The sequence below is a fragment of the Streptomyces sp. BBFR51 genome (genome assembly GCF_044591655.1).
Taxonomy (GTDB): domain Bacteria; phylum Actinomycetota; class Actinomycetes; order Streptomycetales; family Streptomycetaceae; genus Streptomyces.
On record NZ_CP172448.1, the window covers coordinates 5,797,462 to 5,816,669 of the forward strand.

Below are 19,208 nucleotides of genomic sequence, written 5' to 3' on the forward strand. Positions count from 1 at the left end.
GGGCGGGCTCCGCGCCGTTCCCGTCCACATCCCGGGATCGCCCGCAAACCGGTTCGCATACCCACCCCCCTCCTCCCATACGCTTGACCCGTGACCCCCGTAGAGCTCTCCCGCACCGTGCTGCACGCGGTGCGTCGCGCCGTCGACACGGGGGAGCTGAGCGTGGCCGTGCCGGCGCGGGCCGTGGTCACGCGGCCGGGGCCCGGGGGGTGCGGCGACTACGCCACCGGCATCGCCCTCCAGCTCGCCCGGTCGGCCGGGCAGCCGCCGCTTCGGGTGGCCGAGGTGCTGCGGCCCCATCTCGTCGGCGCCGACGGCATCGCCGACGTCGTCCTCACCGGTCCAGGGTTCCTCAACATCAGCCTCGATCGCGCCGCCCAGGGCGGGCTCGTCGCCGAGATACTGCGACGCGGGCACCGGTACGGGTACGCCGACGGGCCCGACGGCCGCATCGTGCAACTGCACTGCCCGCACGACCTCCGTGCCGTGGTCGTCGCCGAGGTGGCCGCCCGCGTCCTGCGCTCCCAGGGTGCCCTGGTGCGGGTCACCGCCGAGGCCTTCGACCCCGCGTGGACCACCGCCCTCGGTGTGCGTGTCGACGCGGCCGGCCCCGCGCCCGCCGAGCTGCCCGTCAACGTCCGGCCCGTGCCCGCCCCGGCCGACCCCCTGCCCCTCGGCCGTGACGCCGGCCGCTGGGCGCTGCTCCACCCCGCCGCCCACGACCGGCCCCGGATCGGCGAGGAGCATCTCGTCCAGCGCGAGAGCAACCCGCTCTTCCGGGTGCGGTACGCCCATGCCCGCACCCGCGCCCTCACCCGCAACGCCGCCGATCTCGGATTCGCCGCCGAGCCTGGCACCGTGACCGTCGCCGGGCCGGGGACCGCGACGGCCACCGAGCCCGGGATCGCGACCGCCACCGCCACCGCGACCGTCGCCGAGCAGGACATCCTCACCCGCCTCGCCGACCACCCCCGCGTCCTCGCCGCCGCCGCGGCCCACCGTGCCCCCGACCGGCTCGCCCGGCACCTCGTCGTCGTCGCCGACGCCGCGCTGCCCTTCCTGCTCACCGTGCTGCCGCGCGGTGGGGAGAAACCCTCGGCCGCCCACCGAGCCCGGCTGGCCCTCGCCGAAGCCGTCGGGGCGGTGCTGGCCGGCGGCCTGTCCCTCCTCGGTATCGACGCACCCGACCACCTCTGAGAGAGCACAGAAGACGCCATGAGCCGTTCCGCACACCCCGCCGGGCCCCGTCACGCCGATGTCCTTCCCGAGGGGCATTACGCCGCCCCTGCGGACGACCTGAACGCCCTCGATCCCAAGGTGTGGGCCCACACCGTCGGGCGGGACGCGGACGGGGTCGTCACCGTCGGCGGGCTGCCCGTCACCCAGCTCGCCGAGGAGTACGGCACCCCCGCCTACATCCTCGACGAGGCCGACTTCCGGGACCGGGCGCGCGCCTGGCGCACCGCTTTCGGGACCGACGCCGACGTCTTCTACGCGGGCAAGGCCTTCCTGTCGCGGGCCGTCGTGCGGTGGCTGGACGAGGAGGGGCTGAACCTGGATGTGTGTTCCGGGGGTGAGCTGGCCACCGCCCTGTCCGCCGGGATGCCCGCCGAGCGCATCGCCTTCCACGGCAACAACAAGTCGCCGGAGGAGATCGAGCGCGCCGTCCGTGCCGGGGTCGGGCGGATCGTGCTCGACTCCTTCCAGGAGATCGTGCGGGTCGCGCACATCGCCCAGTCGCTCGGCAAGCGGCAGCGGGTGCAGATCCGGATCACCGTCGGGGTCGAGGCGCACACGCACGAGTTCATCGCCACCGCCCACGAGGACCAGAAGTTCGGGATTCCGCTGGCCGGCGGGCAGGCGGCCGAAGCCGTGCGGCGGGCCCTGCAGCTCGACGGGCTCGAGGTCATCGGGATCCACTCCCACATCGGCTCGCAGATCTTCGACATGTCGGGGTTCGAGGTCGCCGCGCACCGTGTCGTCGGGCTGCTCAAGGACATCCGCGACGAGCACGGGGTCGAGCTGCCCGAGATCGACCTGGGGGGTGGGCTGGGCATCGCGTACACGAGCGACGACGACCCCCGCGAGCCGCACGAGATCGCCAAGGCGCTGACCGAGATCGTGACGCGGGAGTGCGAGGGCGCGCGGCTGCGGACGCCTCGTATCTCCGTCGAGCCCGGGCGGGCCATCGTCGGGCCCACCGCCTTCACGCTGTACGAGGTCGGCACCGTCAAGCCCCTCGACGGGCTGCGGACGTACGTCTCCGTGGACGGCGGGATGTCGGACAACATCCGGACCGCGCTGTACGACGCCGAGTACAGCGTCGCCCTCGCCTCCCGCACCTCCGACGCCGAGCCGATGCTCGTGCGCGTGGTCGGCAAGCACTGCGAGAGCGGGGACATCGTGGTCAAGGACGCCTTCCTGCCGGGCGACCTGGCACCCGGTGACCTCATCGCCGTACCCGCGACCGGGGCGTACTGCCGTTCCATGGCCAGCAACTACAACCACGTGCTGCGGCCGCCGGTGGTCTCCGTGCGGGACGGTGCGGCGCGGGTCGTCGTCCGGCGTGAGACGGAGGAGGATCTGCTCCGTCTCGACGTCGGGTGACGCCCGGGGGATGACGAGAGGGTGGGGACGAGCGAGTCGGGTGCGGGCGGAGATCTTTCGGCTCGCACCCCTTCCGAAAATGAAATAAACGTCTCACGATCCGGACGAAAGGCAGAAAATCCCGTCCGGTGCGTGAGACTGGTCCAACCGTAGACGGTATGAGGAAACGAGGTCGGATGATGCGTACGCGTCCGCTGAAGGTGGCGCTGCTGGGCTGTGGAGTAGTCGGCTCAGAGGTGGCGCGCATCATGACGACGCACGCCGACGACCTCGCCGCCCGGATCGGGGCCCCGGTGGAGCTCGCGGGCGTGGCCGTACGGCGGCCCGACAAGGTGCGGGAAGGGATCGATCCCGCCCTCGTGACCACCGACGCCACCGCGCTCGTCAAGCGCGGGGACATCGACGTCGTGGTGGAGGTGATCGGGGGGATCGAGCCCGCCCGGACGCTCATCACCACCGCCTTCGAGCACGGCGCGTCCGTGGTGTCCGCCAACAAGGCGCTCATCGCGCAGGACGGGGCCGCCCTGCACGCCGCCGCCGGCGAGCAGGGCAAGGACCTGTACTACGAGGCGGCCGTCGCGGGTGCCATCCCGCTGATCCGGCCGCTGCGCGAGTCCCTCGCCGGCGACAAGGTCAACCGGGTGCTCGGCATCGTCAACGGGACGACCAACTTCATCCTCGATGCGATGGACACGACTGGCGCCGGGTATCAGGAGGCGCTCGACGAGGCCACCGCCCTCGGTTACGCGGAGGCCGACCCGACCGCCGACGTCGAGGGCTTCGACGCCGCCGCCAAGGCCGCCATCCTCGCCGGGATCGCCTTCCACACGCGCGTGCGCCTCGACGACGTCTACCGCGAGGGCATGACCGAGGTCACCGCCGCCGACTTCGCCTCCGCCAAGGAGATGGGCTGCACCATCAAGCTCCTCGCCATCTGCGAGCGGGCCGCGGACGGGGCGTCGGTCACCGCGCGCGTGCATCCGGCGATGATCCCGCTCAGCCATCCGCTGGCCAGTGTGCGCGAGGCCTACAACGCCGTCTTCGTCGAGTCCGACGCCGCCGGGCAGCTCATGTTCTACGGGCCCGGCGCCGGCGGTGCGCCGACCGCCTCCGCCGTACTCGGCGACCTGGTGGCCGTCTGCCGCAACCGGCTGGGCGGCGCGACCGGACCCGGCGAGTCCGCGTACGCCGCGCTGCCCGTCTCGCCGATGGGCGAGGTCGTCACGCGCTACCACATCAGCCTCGACGTGGCCGACAAACCGGGTGTGCTCGCCCAGGTCGCGACCGTGTTCGCGGAGCACGGTGTCTCCATCGACACCGTGCGGCAGTCCGGCAAGGACGGCGAGGCATCCCTCGTCGTCGTCACCCATCGCGCGTCCGACGCCGCCCTCGGCGGTACCGTCGAGGCGCTGCGCAAGCTCGACACCGTGCGGGGTGTCGCCAGCATCATGCGGGTTGAAGGAGAGTAATCAGCAATGACCCACCAGTGGCGCGGAATCATCGAGGAGTACCGGGACAGGCTGCCCGTCTCCGACAGCACGCCCGTCGTGACGCTCCGCGAGGGCGGCACGCCGCTCGTGCCCGCGCAGGTGCTCTCCGAGCGCACGGGCTGCGAGGTCCACCTCAAGGTCGAGGGGGCGAACCCGACCGGGTCCTTCAAGGACCGCGGCATGACCATGGCCATCAGCAAGGCGAAGGAGGAGGGTGCGCAGGCCGTCATCTGCGCGTCCACCGGCAACACCTCCGCGAGTGCCGCCGCCTACGGCGTGCGCGCGGGGATGGTCTCCGCCGTCCTCGTGCCGCAGGGCAAGATCGCGCTCGGCAAGATGGGCCAGGCCCTCGTGCACGGCGCGAAGATCCTCCAGGTCGACGGAAACTTCGACGACTGCCTCACGCTCGCCCGCGCGCTCAGCGACAACTACCCCGTCGCACTGGTCAATTCGGTCAACCCGGTGCGTATCGAGGGACAGAAGACGGCCGCCTTCGAGATCGTGGACATGCTCGGCGACGCGCCCGACATCCACGTCCTGCCGGTCGGCAACGCGGGCAACATCACCGCGTACTGGAAGGGTTACAAGGAGTACGCCGCCGACAAGGTCAGCACGAGGACGCCCCGCATGTGGGGGTTCCAGGCCTCCGGCAGCGCCCCGATCGTGCGCGGCGAGGTCGTCAAGGACCCGTCGACCATCGCCACCGCCATCCGGATCGGCAACCCGGCGTCGTGGGACTTCGCGATCGCCGCGCGGGACGAGTCGGGCGGTGCCATCGACGAGGTGACGGACCGTGAGATCCTGCGCGCCTACCGGCTGTTGGCCTCCCAGGAGGGCGTCTTCGTGGAGCCCGCGTCCGCCGCGTCGGTGGCCGGTCTGCTGAAGGCCGCCGAGCAGGGCAGGGTGGACCCGGGGCAGCGCATCGTGTGCACCGTCACCGGCAACGGTCTCAAGGACCCGGACTGGGCCGTCGCCGGCGCCCCGCAGCCGGTCACGGTGCCGGTCGACGCGGCGACGGCGGCCGAGCGGCTCGGCCTGATCTGAGCGGTGCGGCCGTGCAACGCGCCCAGCGTATGGGGGCGTAAGCGACGCGCAGCCGGGAAAGTCACGTATGGGGGGTGCACAGGGGGCTTACGACACGCATCGTGCGCCTCCTGTGCGCCCTATGTCGCCACAGAACCTTCCTTCGATAGGCTGTACCGAACCCGCCTGCCGCATATGCCGCGGTGCCGCGCCGTCTCCGCGGTCGAATGGCGGCCGCAAGCGCGGTCGGCAGCGGTGGGCCGTTGGGCAGGCAGCGGCGAGCCCCAGGGTTCCGTACGTCATCGAATGTCATTCGACAATCACGCAGCTCAAGGAGAGTCATCGAGCGATGGCCGGTCCAGCGTTCCGCGCCGCCGCCGTCAGGGTGCGCGTCCCCGCCACCAGCGCCAATCTCGGCCCGGGCTTCGACGCCCTCGGCCTCGCGCTGGGTCTGTACGACGACGTGGTCGTCCGGGTGGCCGACTCCGGGCTGCACATCGACATCGCGGGGGAGGGCAGCGAGACGCTGCCGCGCGACGAGAAGCACCTCCTCGTCCGCTCCCTGCGCACCGCCTTCGACCTCCTGGGCGGGCAGCCGCGCGGCCTGGAGATCGTCTGCGCCAACCGCATCCCGCACGGCCGCGGCCTCGGCTCCTCCTCCGCAGCCATCTGCGCCGGCATCGTCGCCGCGCGCGCGGTGACCATAGGCGGCGAGGCCCGCCTCGACGACGCCGCGGTGCTCGACCTCGCCACCGAGATCGAGGGCCACCCCGACAATGTGGCGGCCTGTCTGCTGGGCGGCTTCACCCTGTCCTGGATGGATTCCGGGGCCGCCCGGGCGATCAGGATGGAGCCCCGCGATTCCATCGTTCCGGTGGTTTTCGTGCCCGGAAAGCCGGTACTGACCCAGACCGCGCGGGGACTGCTCCCGCGCAGCGTCCCGCACGTGGACGCCGCCGCCAACGCGGGCCGCGCCGCACTGCTCGTGGAGGCGCTCACCAGGCGCCCCGAGCTGCTGCTGCCGGCCACCGAGGACCGCCTGCACCAGGAGTACCGCGCGCCGGCCATGCCGGAGAGCGCGGCACTGGTGGAACGGCTGCGCGGCGACGGCATCCCCGCGGTGATCTCGGGTGCCGGACCCACGGTGATGGCACTGGCCGACGCCGACACGGCCGACAAGGTCGAGGCGCTGGCCGGAACGGACTGGGCGGCCAACCGGCTCAGCCTGGACCAGCAGGGCGCGAGTGTCCTGCCGCTGGCGACCTCCGGCGACATTTAAGACGCGGACGGTTGCCGGATTTCGAGAGGGGGAATGTTTGTTGGATCCGGTAGTGTTAACCTCAAGTCTGCACCCGACCCCACCATGGCGAGGTGCCTCGTGTCCCCGTCCGGGACAGACATTCTTCCGGGAGCCCCCCAAGCCGCATTGTGCAGTGGACGTCGTACGTGATCAGTACGGCCGACACGGGCACTGAGCGGCCCGCCGGTGGGGTTACCCCCTCTGGGGGAGCTTCGGAACCGGTGCGACCACTCCGCCTGACACAGACACTGGGTGCCACGGCTGGGGGAAGCGCCATCACCAGATATCTCTTCCGCCGTTCAGGCGGACCACCGCCCCGGCACGGTTCACACAGCAAGGACCGAAGCCGGACAGCACAACCGGTCGCCGAGCCAGACAGGCCGACGTCCGCTCCAGGGAAGGACCCTTCGTGAGCGACACCACCGATCTGATGGGCGCACGTGTCGAGGAGACCGCTGCCGCGCCCGCCACGGACGCCTCCGCGCCTGCCAGCGGTGCCGGCTCCCGGCGGCGCCGCGGTACCGGCCTCGAGGGCATGGTGCTGGCCGAGTTGCAGCAGGTCGCATCCGGCCTCGGTATCAGGGGCACCGCGCGGATGCGCAAGAGCCAGCTGATCGAGGTCATCAAGGAGGCGCAGGCCGCGGGGGGAGCCCCCGCCAAGGCCGCGCCCGCCGCCGCGGACGGCGCGGGCGAGACCAAGCCGAAGCGCCGCAGCACCTCCCGGACCCGTACGGGCGACGAGGCACCCGCCGAGAAGGCGGAGAAGGCCGGCAAGGTCGACAAGAAGGCGGACAAGGCGGCCGCCGACAAGGCCGCCGCCCAGCAGCAGATCGAGATCCCCGGTCAGCCGTCTCCCAAGGTCAACGCCTCGGCCGAGCAGGCCGGCGCTCCCGGTGAGGACGCCCCCTCCGAGCGTCGTCGTCGCCGGGCCACCGCAGACGCGGGCAGCCCGTCCGCCGCCACCGAGACGGTGGCCGTCGAGACCCGCGGCGAGTCGAAGACCGACGCGTCGGCCCAGCAGCAGTCGCAGGGCAACCAGCAGGGCCAGGGCGACGCCCGTTCCGACGGCGACGGCGGCGAGGGCCGCCGTCGAGACCGCCGGGACCGTGGCGACCGCGGTGACCGTGGCGACCGCAGCGATCGCGGTGACCGTAGCGATCGCGGTGACCGTGGCGATCGCGGTGACCGCGGACGCGACCGCGACCGCCGCAACAAGGGCGACGACCAGCAGAACCAGGGCGGCGGCCAGCAGCGCCAGCAGCAGGGCGGCGGCCGCCAGGACCGTCAGCAGCAGCACGACGACGGTTACGACGACGACGGGAGCGGCCGCCGCGGCCGCCGCGGCCGTTACCGGGACCGCCGGGGCCGTCGCGGACGCGACGAGATCCAGGAGCCGCAGATCAACGAGGACGACGTCCTCATCCCGGTCGCCGGCATCCTCGACATCCTCGACAACTACGCGTTCATCCGGACCTCCGGCTACCTGCCGGGCCCCAACGACGTGTACGTCTCCCTCGCCCAGGTCCGCAAGAACGGCCTGCGCAAGGGCGACCACATCACCGGTGCCGTGCGCCAGCCCAAGGACGGCGAGCGCCGCGAGAAGTTCAACGCGCTGGTCCGCCTGGACTCCCAGAACGGCATGGCGCCCGAATCCGGGCGCGGACGCCCGGAGTTCAACAAGCTGACGCCGCTGTACCCGCAGGACCGCCTCCGCCTGGAGACGGACCCCGGCGTCCTCACCACCCGCATCATCGACCTGGTCGCGCCCATCGGTAAGGGGCAGCGCGGTCTGATCGTGGCCCCGCCGAAGACCGGCAAGACCATGATCATGCAGGCGATCGCCAACGCGATCACGCACAACAACCCCGAGTGCCACCTGATGGTCGTCCTGGTCGACGAGCGTCCGGAAGAGGTCACCGACATGCAGCGGTCGGTGAAGGGCGAGGTCATCTCCTCGACCTTCGACCGCCCGGCCGAGGACCACACCACGGTCGCCGAGCTGGCCATCGAGCGCGCCAAGCGTCTGGTGGAGCTGGGTCACGACGTCGTCGTACTGCTCGACTCGATCACGCGTCTGGGCCGTGCGTACAACCTCGCCGCCCCGGCCTCCGGCCGCATCCTGTCCGGTGGTGTCGACTCGACCGCCCTGTACCCGCCGAAGCGCTTCTTCGGTGCGGCCCGCAACATCGAGGACGGCGGTTCGCTGACCATCCTCGCCACCGCGCTGGTGGACACCGGGTCCCGCATGGACGAGGTCATCTTCGAGGAGTTCAAGGGCACCGGCAACGCCGAGCTGAAGCTCGACCGGAAGCTCGCCGACAAGCGCATCTTCCCGGCGGTGGACGTCGACGCGTCCGGCACCCGCAAGGAGGAGATCCTGCTCGGCAGCGAGGAGCTGGCCATCACCTGGAAGCTGCGCCGGGTGCTGCACGCCCTCGACCAGCAGCAGGCGATCGAGCTGCTCCTCGACAAGATGAAGCAGACCAAGTCGAACGCCGAGTTCCTGATGCAGATCCAGAAGACGACCCCGACGCCCGGCAACGGCGACTGACGTCTTCGCACCGCACAGGGCCGCCCCCGTCACACCGGTGACGGGGGCGGCCCTGTGCGGTGTCCGCGCACGCGTGTCCGCGCCCGCAAGCGCACTATCGCGACCTTCGCCACACCGGTGCAGATCGGCGGCGGGTTCGGCAGCCACCACGGCTTCGGCTGAATCCGCAGGTGAACGCGTAATTGGCGGCCGGTTCGGCGACTCTCCGTGCCCGGCACGCCACGCGTCGGTCACAGACCGTTGTGCAACCCTGTCCCGAGTTCCGCCGTCTCAGCTACGGAGGGACGATGGTGAGGTACCGGCACGAACCCGCCGGAGCCAGCGACCCGACCCTGAGCGCAGGGGGTAACCGACCGGACGAACACCTGAGGAGCACATGTCCGCCGAGAGCACGCCCGATCCCGCGATACCCGGCCCGGGGGAGTCCGCGACCGACGGATCCCGCCGCCGGGGCAAGGGCCGCCGCCGCAGGCCCCGCGCCAAGCGGCGCAAGGCGCTGCTCGTCGCGGCCTGGAGCGCCGCGGGCATCGTGGTCCTGGGCGGCACCGGCGCCGGGGTCCTCTACTTCAAGCTCAACGGGAACCTCACGAGCGTCGACATCGACCAGGCACTCGGCGCCGACCGGCCCGACAAGGCCGACAACGGCTCCGAGAACATCCTGGTCCTGGGCTCGGACACCCGCTCCGGCGGCAACAAGAAGCTCGGCGGCGGCACGGACGACGGCACCGCCCGCTCGGACACCGCGATGGTCGTGCACGTCTACAAGGGCCACAAGAAGGCCAGCGTGGTCTCCATCCCGCGCGACACCCTCATCGACCGCCCCGACTGCACCGACACCGACGGCGGCGAGCACCCGGCCGCCGAGGGCGTGATGTTCAACTCCGCCTACTCCACCGGTGGCGCCGCCTGCGCCGTGAAGACCGTCGAGTCCGTCAGCGGTCTGCGCATGGACCACTACCTCGAGGTCGACTTCAGCGGCTTCCAGAACCTCATCGACGACCTCGGCGGCGTGCGGGTCACCACCACCGAGGACATCAAGGACCCCGACAGCCACCTCGACCTCACGGCCGGCACCCACCGGCTCGACGGCGAGCAGGCCCTCGGCCTGGTCCGCACCCGGCACGGCGTCGGCGACGGCTCCGACCTCGGCCGCATCCAGCTCCAGCAGGCCTTCGTCAAGGCCCTGGTCGACCAGGTCAAGGACGTGGGCCTGCTCGGCAACCCCAAGAAGCTGTACGACATCGCGGACACCGCCACCAAGACCGTGACCACCGACTCCGACCTGGGCTCGGTGAACTCCCTGATGTCCTTCGCGAGCGGCCTCAAGGGCATCGGCCCGGACAAGATGCACATGGTCACCATGCCGGTGATCTACGACCCCGCCGACGCCAACCGGGTCCTGGTGGAGAAGACCAAGTCCGAGCAGGTCTGGACGGCCCTGAAGAACGACCGCCCGATCCCGAAGTCGGCCACCGAGGGCACCGCCACCGGCGAGGCCAAGGGCGTGGTCGACGCCGGGGAATAGATCACGACGGCCCCCGGTTTTGGGGGATGGCCCCAGTCCTGGCAGACTGGTACGTCGGCTCCGGTTCACGCTCCCGCATCCCGCGGCTGCGACCCGGCGCCCTCCCGGAACAGTAGGAGACACCTTGAAGCGCGACATCCACCCCGAGTACATCGAGACGCAGGTCAGCTGCACCTGTGGCGCGTCGTTCACCACCCGCAGCACCATCGCGTCCGGCACCGTCCGGGCCGAGGTCTGCTCGGAGTGCCACCCGTTCTACACGGGCAAGCAGAAGATCCTCGACACCGGTGGCCGTGTGGCCCGCTTCGAGGCCCGCTTCGGCAAGGCCGCCGGCTCCAAGAAGTAGCGAGCCCCCAATCGCCGGTCCACGGCCGCATCCCCACCAGGGGAGCGCCGGGACCGGCGTTTTTGGTCGCCCGCCTTCCCCTTTCCCAAGCAGTAGCAGGAGCCCAAGATGTTCGAGGCCGTCGAGGAACTCGTCGCCGAGCACGCCGACCTGGAGAAGAAGCTCGCCGACCCGTCGGTCCACTCCGACCAGGCCAACGCGCGCAAGCTGAACAAGCGTTACGCCGAGCTCACCCCGATCATCGCCACGTACCGCTCCTGGAAGCAGACCGGGGAGGACGCCGAGACCGCCCGCGAGTTCGCCGCCGACGACCCGGACTTCGCCGCCGAGGTCAAGGAACTGGAGAAGCGGCGCGAGGAACTCACCGAGAAGCTGCGCCTGCTGCTCGTCCCGCGCGACCCCAGCGACGACAAGGACGTCATCCTCGAGATCAAGGCCGGCGCCGGCGGCGACGAGTCGGCGCTCTTCGCCGGCGACCTGCTGCGCATGTACCTGCGCTACGCGGAACGGATCGGCTGGAAGACCGAGATCATCGACTCCACCGAGTCCGAGCTGGGCGGCTACAAGGACGTCCAGGTCGCCGTGAAGACCAAGGGCGGCCAGGGTGCCACCGAGCCCGGCCAGGGCGTCTGGGCGCGGCTGAAGTACGAGGGCGGCGTGCACCGCGTGCAGCGCGTGCCCGCGACCGAGTCCCAGGGCCGGATCCACACCTCCGCGGCCGGCGTGCTGGTCACGCCCGAGGCCGAGGAGATCGACGTCGAGATCAACCCGGGCGACCTGCGCATCGACGTCTACCGCTCCTCCGGGCCCGGCGGCCAGTCCGTCAACACCACCGACTCCGCCGTGCGCATCACGCACATTCCCACCGGAGTCGTCGCCTCCTGCCAGAACGAGAAGAGCCAGCTGCAGAACAAGGAGCAGGCGATGCGTATCCTGCGCTCCAGGCTGCTCGCGGCGGCGCAGGAGGAGGCGGAGAAGGAGGCCGCGGACGCCCGGCGCAGCCAGGTCCGCACCGTCGACCGCTCCGAGAAGATCCGTACGTACAACTTCCCGGAGAACCGCATCTCGGACCACCGCGTCGGCTTCAAGGCGTACAACCTGGACCAGGTCCTGGACGGCGAGCTCGACCCGGTGATCCAGGCCTGCGTCGACGCGGACTCGGCCGCGAAGCTCGCCGCCGCGTAAGCCCCCGTACGACAGCTCGGAGGACCAGCGTGCAGCAACATCACGGGGGACGCCCCCCGAACCCCCGCAGCGTGCTGCTCACGGAGGTGGCCCAGGCCACCCAGCGGCTGGCCGACGCCGGCGTGCCCTCGCCGCGCACCGACGCGGAGGAACTCGCCGCGTACCTGCACGGCGTCAAGCGGGGCGAGCTGCACACCGTGCCGGACGCGGACTTCGACGCCCGCTACTGGGAGGTCGTCGCCCGCCGCGAGGCACGCGAGCCGCTCCAGCACATCACCGGCCGTGCCTACTTCCGCTACCTGGAGCTCCAGGTCGGCCCCGGCGTCTTCGTGCCCCGCCCCGAGACCGAGTCCGTCGTCGGCTGGGCCATAGACGCGGTACGCGCCATGGACGTCGTCGAGCCCTGCATCGTCGACCTGTGCACCGGCTCGGGCGCCATCGCGCTCGCGCTGGCCCAGGAGGTGCCGCGCTCGCGCGTGCACGCCGTGGAGCTGTCCGAGGACGCCCTCAAGTGGACGCGCAAGAACATGGAGGGGTCCAGGGTCGACCTGCGCCAGGGAGACGCCCTGGCGGCCTTCCCCGACCTCGACGGCCACGTCGACCTGGTGGTCTCCAACCCGCCGTACATCCCGCTCACCGAGTGGGAGTACGTCGCCCCCGAGGCCCGCGACCACGATCCCGAGCTGGCCCTGTTCTCCGGCGAGGACGGGCTCGACCTGATCCGCGGCCTGGAACGCACCGCCCACCGCCTGCTGCGTCCCGGCGGCGTGGTCGTCGTCGAGCACGCCGACACCCAGGGCGGCCAGGTGCCGTGGATCTTCACCGAGGAGCGGGGCTGGGCCGACGCGGCCGACCACCCCGACCTCAACAACAGACCTCGTTTCGCGACGGCCCGCAAGGCACTGCCGTGAGCACCGCCCCGACTTTCACCCCGCAGTACGTGTACGAGGAGGCCCGCTAAATGGCACGGCGATACGACACCAACGACGCGACCGACCGAGTGACCGGTCTGCGCGAGGCCGCGTCCGCCGTCCGCCGGGGCGAACTGGTGGTGCTGCCGACGGACACCGTGTACGGCATCGGCGCCGACGCCTTCACCCCGGAGGCCGTCGGTGACCTGCTCGAGGCCAAGGGCCGCGGCCGCAACATGCCCACGCCCGTCCTCATCGGCTCGCCCAACACCCTGCACGGCCTGGTCACGGACTTCTCCGAGCTGGCCTGGGAGCTCGTCGACGCCTTCTGGCCGGGCGCGCTGACGCTGGTCGCCAGGCACCAGCCGTCCCTCCAGTGGGACCTCGGCGAGACCCGCGGCACGGTCGCCGTCCGCATGCCGCTGCACCCCGTCGCCATCGAGCTGCTCACCGAGGTCGGCCCGATGGCCGTCTCCTCGGCCAACCTGACCGGCCACCCCGCGCCCGAGGACTGCGACGCGGCCCAGCAGATGCTCGGCGACTCCGTCTCCGTCTACCTCGACGGCGGCCCCACCCCCGGCAACGTCCCGTCGTCCATCGTCGACGTCACCCGCGAGGTGCCCGTGCTGCTGCGCGCGGGCGCGTTGTCGGCCGAGGAGCTGCGCAAGGTGGTACCCGACCTCGAGGTGGCGAATTGACGGCCCCTGAGACGGGGCGTGGCATAGGCAACGGGGAACGTGCCGCGGAACTCACGACGACCTTCGTCGGGCTCCCGCGCGACAGCTTCCGCATCCTCCACGTCAGCACCGGCAACGTCTGCCGCTCGCCCATCACCGAGCGGTTGACCCGGCATTTCGTGACGGAGCGGCTCGGCATCCTGGGCGGCGGCCTGATCGTGGAGAGCGCCGGCACCTGGGGCCACGAGGGCGCGCCCATGGAGGCGAACGCCGAGGCGGTCCTCGCGGACTTCGGCGCGGACGCCGCCGGCTTCACCGGACGCGAACTGCTCGACGAGCACGTGATCCGCGCGGACCTGGTGCTCACCGCCACCCGCGACCACCGGGCGCAGGTCATCTCCATGGGCCACTCGGCGGGCCTGCGCACCTTCACCCTCAAGGAGTTCACCCGCCTGGTGAACGCCATCGACCCCGCGACCCTGCCGCCCCTGGAGGACGGCCTGGTCATCCGTGCGCGCGCCCTGGTCCGCGCGGCCGCCGCGCTGCGCGGGTGGCTCCTCGCGCCCACGGTGGAGGCGGACGAGGTGTACGACCCGTACGGGGCGCCGCTGACGTTCTTCCGGTCGATCGGGGACGAGATACACCAGGCGCTGGATCCGGTGGTGACCGCCCTGACGGGGGTACCCACCCGGACGTGAGCGGCGCGACGGCCGAGCGCATCGCCGACGTGGGGCCTACATTGGTGCTACGTCACCGTCGACGCACGCCCGGAGCGCACCATGTCGGTCACCCACGACGTCCCCCAGACCGATGACAGCCCGCTGGGAGACCTGCTGCGCCAGGACCCCGAGCTGGCCGAGATCCTGTTCGCCGAACGCCGCCGGCAGTCGACGACCCTCCAGCTGATCGCCGCCGAGAACTTCACGTCCCCCGCCGTGCTGGCCGCCCTCGGCTCCCCGCTGGCCAACAAGTACGCCGAGGGCTACCCGGGCGCCCGGCACCACGGCGGCTGCGAGATCGTCGACGTCGCCGAGCGGCTCGCCGTGGAGCGCGCCCAGGACCTCTTCGGCGCCGAGCACGCCAACGTGCAGTCCCACTCCGGCTCCTCCGCCGTACTGGCCGCCTACGCGGCCCTGCTGCGCCCCGGCGACACCGTCCTCGCCCTCGGCCTGCCCTACGGCGGTCACCTCACGCACGGCTCGCCGGCCAACTTCTCCGGCCGCTGGTTCGACTTCGTCGGCTACGGCGTGGACGCGGAGACCGGGCTCGTCGACCACGACCAGGTGCGCACCCTGGCCCGCGCGCGCCGCCCCAAGGCGATCGTGTGCGGCTCGATCGCCTACCCCCGCCACCTCGACTACGCCTTCTTCCGCGACGTCGCCGACGAGGTGGGCGCCTACCTCATCGCGGACGCCGCCCACCCGATCGGGCTGGTCGCCGGGGGAGCGGCCCCCAGTCCGGTGCCGTACGCCGACATCGTCTGCGCCACCACGCACAAGGTGCTGCGCGGGCCGCGCGGCGGCATGGTGCTGTGCGGGAGCGAACTGGCCGAGCGGGTGGACCGCGCCGTCTTCCCGTTCACGCAGGGCGGGGCGCAGATGCACACCATCGCCGCCAAGGCCGTCGCCTTCGGGGAGGCGGCCACCGGGGCCTTCGCCGCGTACGCCCACCAGGTGGTCGCCAACGCCCGCACCCTGGCCGCCCACCTGGCCGCCGAGGGCCTGGTCCTCACCACCGGCGGCACCGACACACACCTGCTCACCGCGGACCCGGCCCCGCTCGGCGTCGACGGCAGGACCGCGCGGGGCCGGCTCGCGGCGGCCGGGATCGTCCTGGACTGCTGCGCACTGCCGCACGCGGACGCGCGGGGGCTGCGCCTGGGCACCGCCGCCGTCACCACGCAGGGCATGGGGGAGCGGGAGATGCGGGCGGTGGCCACACTGCTCGCGGCCGTGCTCCGCGGTGACACGGACCCGGCCGCGGCCCGGGACGACGTACGGGATCTGGTCGCGCAGTTCCCGCCGTATCCGGACTGAGGCGGGGTAGGCGCACACGCGTGCACAGCCACACGTGCAACCATCGTCGCTACCCGGAAGTCCTCAACCATATGCGCGCATCGCTAGGGTGTGGGGCTGAGGACGCCAAGCGAGACCTGTGGGGAAGCCCGTGCGTGAATACCTGCTGACGCTCTGCGTCACGGCCGCGGTGACGTATCTGCTGACTGGGCCGGTACGGAAGTTCGCGATCGTGGCGGGGGCGATGCCGGAGATCCGGGCACGTGACGTGCACCGGGAGCCCACTCCGCGGCTCGGCGGGATCGCGATGTTCTTCGGGCTGTGCGCGGGCCTGCTGGTCGCCGACCACCTCACCAACCTCAGTGAGGTCTTCGAGAAGTCCAACGAGCCGCGGGCCCTGCTGTCCGGGGCGGCCCTGATCTGGCTGATCGGCGTCCTGGACGACAAGTTCGAGATCGACGCCCTGATCAAGCTGGGCGGCCAGATGATCGCCGCCGGCGTGATGGTGGTGCAGGGTCTGACCATCCTGTGGATCCCGCTGCCGGGCATCGGCACGGTGGCGCTCACCCAGTGGCAGGGCACCCTGCTGACGGTGGCGCTGGTCGTCATCACCATCAACGCCGTCAACTTCGTGGACGGCCTCGACGGACTCGCGGCGGGCATGGTGTGCATCGCGGCGGCGGCGTTCTTCATGTACGCCTACCGCATCTGGTACTCGTACGGCATCGAGGCCGCGGCTCCCGCCTCGCTGTTCGCGGCCATCCTGATGGGCATGTGCCTGGGCTTCCTGCCGCACAACATGCACCCCGCCCGGATCTTCATGGGCGACTCCGGCTCGATGCTGATCGGCCTGGTGCTGGCGGCCGGCGCGATCTCGGTCACCGGGCAGGTCGACCCGGACGTGATGAAGCTGTTCTCCGGTTCCGAGCGCAACGCGGTGCACCAGATGGTGCCGGTCTACATCCCGCTGCTGATGCCGCTGACCATCATCGCCATCCCGGCCGCCGACCTGATCCTGGCGATCGTCCGGCGCACCTGGCGCGGCCAGTCGCCGTTCGCCGCGGACCGGGGGCACCTGCACCACCGGCTGCTGGAGATCGGGCACTCGCACAGCCGCGCGGTGCTGATCATGTACTTCTTCTCCGCGCTGATCGCGTTCGGCGCCCTCGCCTACTCCGTGAACGCCGCGTCCATGTGGATCGTGCTCGGCGTCGTCTTCCTCAGCGCGATCGGTCTTGTCCTGCTCCTGCTGCCGCGCTTCACTCCGCGCGCCCCGCGCTGGGCCGAGCGCGTCGTGCCGCCCCGCTACCGGCGCCGCCGGGCGGCCGCCGCAGGCGACGAGGCCGCGCAGGAGGCCGCGGCGGACGCGGGCGAGGACGAGGACGAGGAGAGGGTGCCCGTCACCGTGGGGGCCTCGGGTGTCAACGGGGCCACCGCCGTCGGGCCCCGTTCGCGGGCAAGGTAAGAATCTGACTAGAGCATTGCCAACTCGTGGTGGAACGAAATACCCCATTACCAGACAACTGGGTGCAGTAATTGCACAAACGCGCGCCGTCACTCTCATGTGTGACAGCGAGCACACCCACAGGTAAAGACCTCATCAAATAGTTTGTGATACGGTTCACGAGTAATCACCGGGTAGAGCCCAAGGACCGTAGTGCGACGGTCTCTTGGACGTGAGGACCCCGTCCGACCCGGGACTACGCTCGTCCATGACGACACCTGCCCCCTGTGTGTTGAAAGCGGAGTTGCCGCCATGCCGTCCAATGACGTCCGGATCCTGCTTCAGGCTGCCGTACCCACCGCTGCCGTCGGCGCCGTCGCCGCCGCCGTCAGCGCCGTGGTCGCCGGCGGCAAGGGGGCGGTCGGAGCCGTGGTGGGAACGCTGGTGGTGATTCTCTTCATGGGGCTCGGCCTCTACATCCTGCAGCGCACCGCCAAATCGCTTCCGCACCTCTTCCAGGCGATGGGCCTGATGCTCTACGCGGCACAGATTCTTCTGCTGTTCGTCTTCGTCGCCGCGTTCAAGAACACGACGCTGTTCAATCCCCGGGCCTTCGCGCTCACCCTGGTCGCCGGCACCCTTGCCTGGATCGCGGCCCAGACGCGCGCCCACATGAAGTCCAAGATTCTCTACGTCGAACCCGAATCGTCGGGCGAAAAGCCCGAAAAGACGGGCCACTCGTCGTGAGGGGTAGGGCCGGGATAAAGAGGCATCCGAAGTCCTGCTATCGTCCGGTGCCAACTGCGGCATCGCGGGCGCGGGCATACGAGCTGACGCCTGCTCAATCGCGAGGCGAGATGCCCCACAGCCGCCCCCACATCCGTAACACCAGTCCCGTGCCGAACTGCGGCTCCGCGCCGCGCCGACACAACGAGGTTGCCGTACCCATGCGCCACGATGAAGGAGCCCGCGGTGAGTGCTGACCCGACGCAGGTGCTCGCCTTCGAGACCGACTGCCACATCTTTGACGGCTGTGGCTTCCCTTCTCCCGGCCTGCACTCGTTCCTGTTCGAGCCCCTGTGGGGCGACCACGACAGCAACTTGTACTTCAACAAGCCGATGCTGCTGGCGCTGCTCGGTTCGATCGTCATCGTCGGGTTCTTCTGGGCGGCCTTCCGCAAGCCGAAGGTCGTCCCCGGCAAGCTCCAGATGGTTGCCGAGGCGGGATACGACTTCATCCGGCGCGGGGTCGTCTACGAGACCATCGGCAAGAAGGAAGGCGAGAAGTACGTTCCGCTCGTCGTCTCGCTCTTCTTCTTCGTCTGGATGATGAACCTCTGGTCGATCATTCCGGTCGCCCAGTTCCCGGTCACCTCGATCATCGCCTACCCGGCCGTGCTCGCCGCGATCGTCTACGTCACCTGGATCTCGCTGACCTTCAAGCGTCAGGGATTCGTCGGCTTCTTCAAGAACGTCACCGGCTACGACAAGTCGCTCGGCCCGGTGCTGCCGCTGGCCATGCTGATCGAGTTCTTCTCGAACATCCTGATCCGGCCCTTCACCCACGCCGTGCGACTCTTCGCGAACATGTTCGCGGGTCACACCCTGCTGCTGCTCTTCACGATCGCCAGCTGGTACCTGCTGAACGGCATCGGCATCGCCTACGCGGGCGTCTCGTTCATCATGACCGTGGTGATGACCGCCTTCGAGCTGTTCATCCAGGCTCTGCAGGCGTACGTGTTCGTCCTGCTGACGTGCACCTACATCCAGGGCGCCATGGCCGAGCACCACTGAGTCAAGCGCGCCTGCGAACCCCACTGATCGTCCGGTGGCCAACCCCCACCGGTCCGTAAAGAAAAGGAAAAACTGGCATGAACCAGACCCTTGCTGCCGTCGAAGGTTCCCTCGGTTCCATCGGTTACGGCCTCGCTGCCATCGGTCCCGGCGTCGGCGTCGGCATCATCTTCGGCAACGGCACCCAGGCCCTGGCCCGTCAGCCCGAGGCGGCCGGCCTGATCCGCGCCAACCAGATCCTGGGCTTCGCCTTCTGTGAGGCGCTCGCCCTGATCGGTCTGGTCATGCCGTTCGTCTACGGCTACTGATCGCTGATCCCAGACCAGCCGACTAGACGAAA

The 19,208-nt window shown here is 70.7% G+C and carries 17 protein-coding genes; all 17 read left to right on the forward strand.

The window, feature by feature from the left end; translation table 11 throughout:
- Window positions 1-90 precede the first annotated feature (90 nt).
- The 17 genes from nrtL to atpE all read left to right on the forward strand — a co-directional run bounded on the left by nrtL (window position 91) and on the right by atpE (window position 19,176).
- Window positions 91-1,197, forward strand: a complete 1,107-nt coding sequence (gene nrtL / locus ACGH7X_RS26655; protein ID WP_399888943.1) for an ArgS-related anticodon-binding protein NrtL — start codon at window positions 91-93, stop codon at window positions 1,195-1,197.
- A gap of 18 nt (window positions 1,198-1,215) precedes the next feature.
- Complete coding sequence (gene lysA, locus ACGH7X_RS26660; RefSeq protein WP_399888946.1) at window positions 1,216-2,607, forward strand: diaminopimelate decarboxylase; 1,392 nt, start codon at window positions 1,216-1,218, stop codon at window positions 2,605-2,607.
- A 176-nt stretch (window positions 2,608-2,783) separates the two neighbouring features.
- Window positions 2,784-4,076 carry a homoserine dehydrogenase gene (locus ACGH7X_RS26665; protein WP_399888949.1) on the forward strand — a complete coding sequence of 431 codons (1,293 nt, stop codon included), beginning with the start codon at window positions 2,784-2,786 and terminating at the stop codon, window positions 4,074-4,076.
- Window positions 4,077-4,082: 6 nt separating this feature from the next.
- Window positions 4,083-5,141 (forward strand): threonine synthase, encoded by a 1,059-nt coding sequence (gene thrC / locus ACGH7X_RS26670; protein ID WP_399888953.1) that lies wholly within the window; start codon window positions 4,083-4,085, stop codon window positions 5,139-5,141.
- Window positions 5,142-5,469: 328 nt separating this feature from the next.
- Window positions 5,470-6,399 carry a homoserine kinase gene (gene thrB, locus ACGH7X_RS26675; RefSeq protein WP_399888956.1) on the forward strand — a complete coding sequence of 310 codons (930 nt, stop codon included), beginning with the start codon at window positions 5,470-5,472 and terminating at the stop codon, window positions 6,397-6,399.
- Window positions 6,400-6,829: 430 nt separating this feature from the next.
- Entirely contained in the window at window positions 6,830-8,971 is a 2,142-nt protein-coding gene (rho, locus tag ACGH7X_RS26680) for a transcription termination factor Rho (RefSeq protein WP_399888960.1), read from the forward strand.
- A 376-nt stretch (window positions 8,972-9,347) separates the two neighbouring features.
- Window positions 9,348-10,496 (forward strand): LCP family protein, encoded by a 1,149-nt coding sequence (locus tag ACGH7X_RS26685; protein WP_399888964.1) that lies wholly within the window; start codon window positions 9,348-9,350, stop codon window positions 10,494-10,496.
- A gap of 124 nt (window positions 10,497-10,620) precedes the next feature.
- Entirely contained in the window at window positions 10,621-10,842 is a 222-nt protein-coding gene (gene rpmE / locus ACGH7X_RS26690) for a 50S ribosomal protein L31 (RefSeq protein WP_217166588.1), read from the forward strand.
- A gap of 108 nt (window positions 10,843-10,950) precedes the next feature.
- Window positions 10,951-12,027, forward strand: coding sequence for a peptide chain release factor 1 (gene prfA, locus ACGH7X_RS26695; protein ID WP_399888968.1), 1,077 nt, complete (start codon window positions 10,951-10,953; stop codon window positions 12,025-12,027).
- 71 nt (window positions 12,028-12,098) lie between these two features.
- Window positions 12,099-12,938, forward strand: coding sequence for a peptide chain release factor N(5)-glutamine methyltransferase (prmC, locus tag ACGH7X_RS26700; RefSeq protein ID WP_399888971.1), 840 nt, complete (start codon window positions 12,099-12,101; stop codon window positions 12,936-12,938).
- Window positions 12,939-12,988: 50 nt separating this feature from the next.
- Window positions 12,989-13,636, forward strand: a complete 648-nt coding sequence (locus ACGH7X_RS26705) for an L-threonylcarbamoyladenylate synthase (RefSeq protein WP_399888974.1) — start codon at window positions 12,989-12,991, stop codon at window positions 13,634-13,636.
- Entirely contained in the window at window positions 13,633-14,313 is a 681-nt protein-coding gene (locus tag ACGH7X_RS26710) for a protein-tyrosine-phosphatase (RefSeq protein WP_399888976.1), read from the forward strand. The genes ACGH7X_RS26705 and ACGH7X_RS26710 overlap by 4 nt, the downstream gene beginning before the upstream one ends.
- Before the next feature lie 81 nt (window positions 14,314-14,394).
- Window positions 14,395-15,651, forward strand: coding sequence for a serine hydroxymethyltransferase (gene glyA / locus ACGH7X_RS26715; RefSeq protein WP_399888979.1), 1,257 nt, complete (start codon window positions 14,395-14,397; stop codon window positions 15,649-15,651).
- A gap of 130 nt (window positions 15,652-15,781) precedes the next feature.
- Entirely contained in the window at window positions 15,782-17,095 is a 1,314-nt protein-coding gene (locus ACGH7X_RS26720; RefSeq protein ID WP_399888982.1) for an MraY family glycosyltransferase, read from the forward strand.
- A gap of 291 nt (window positions 17,096-17,386) precedes the next feature.
- Window positions 17,387-17,821, forward strand: a complete 435-nt coding sequence (locus ACGH7X_RS26725; protein ID WP_399888985.1) for a hypothetical protein — start codon at window positions 17,387-17,389, stop codon at window positions 17,819-17,821.
- A gap of 210 nt (window positions 17,822-18,031) precedes the next feature.
- Window positions 18,032-18,868: a F0F1 ATP synthase subunit A gene (gene atpB, locus ACGH7X_RS26730; RefSeq protein ID WP_399888988.1), complete on the forward strand. Its 837-nt coding sequence runs from the start codon at window positions 18,032-18,034 to the stop codon at window positions 18,866-18,868.
- Window positions 18,869-18,945: 77 nt separating this feature from the next.
- Window positions 18,946-19,176, forward strand: coding sequence for an ATP synthase F0 subunit C (gene atpE / locus ACGH7X_RS26735; protein ID WP_399888991.1), 231 nt, complete (start codon window positions 18,946-18,948; stop codon window positions 19,174-19,176).
- Window positions 19,177-19,208: the final 32 nt, after the last annotated feature.

Excerpts from the sequence above, each read along its gene's own strand:
- lysA (WP_399888946.1), top strand. The coding sequence starts at position 1,216 with ATGAGCCGTTCCGCACACCCCGCCGGGCCCCGTCACGCCGATGTCCTT.
- ACGH7X_RS26665 (WP_399888949.1), top strand. The coding sequence starts at position 2,784 with ATGATGCGTACGCGTCCGCTGAAGGTGGCGCTGCTGGGCTGTGGAGTA.
- thrC (WP_399888953.1), top strand. The coding sequence starts at position 4,083 with ATGACCCACCAGTGGCGCGGAATCATCGAGGAGTACCGGGACAGGCTG.
- thrB (WP_399888956.1), top strand. The coding sequence starts at position 5,470 with ATGGCCGGTCCAGCGTTCCGCGCCGCCGCCGTCAGGGTGCGCGTCCCC.
- ACGH7X_RS26685 (WP_399888964.1), top strand. The coding sequence starts at position 9,348 with ATGTCCGCCGAGAGCACGCCCGATCCCGCGATACCCGGCCCGGGGGAG.
- prfA (WP_399888968.1), top strand. The coding sequence starts at position 10,951 with ATGTTCGAGGCCGTCGAGGAACTCGTCGCCGAGCACGCCGACCTGGAG.
- ACGH7X_RS26705 (WP_399888974.1), top strand. The coding sequence starts at position 12,989 with ATGGCACGGCGATACGACACCAACGACGCGACCGACCGAGTGACCGGT.
- glyA (WP_399888979.1), top strand. The coding sequence starts at position 14,395 with ATGTCGGTCACCCACGACGTCCCCCAGACCGATGACAGCCCGCTGGGA.
- ACGH7X_RS26725 (WP_399888985.1), top strand. The coding sequence starts at position 17,387 with ATGCCGTCCAATGACGTCCGGATCCTGCTTCAGGCTGCCGTACCCACC.
- atpB (WP_399888988.1), top strand. The coding sequence starts at position 18,032 with ATGAAGGAGCCCGCGGTGAGTGCTGACCCGACGCAGGTGCTCGCCTTC.
- atpE (WP_399888991.1), top strand. The coding sequence starts at position 18,946 with ATGAACCAGACCCTTGCTGCCGTCGAAGGTTCCCTCGGTTCCATCGGT.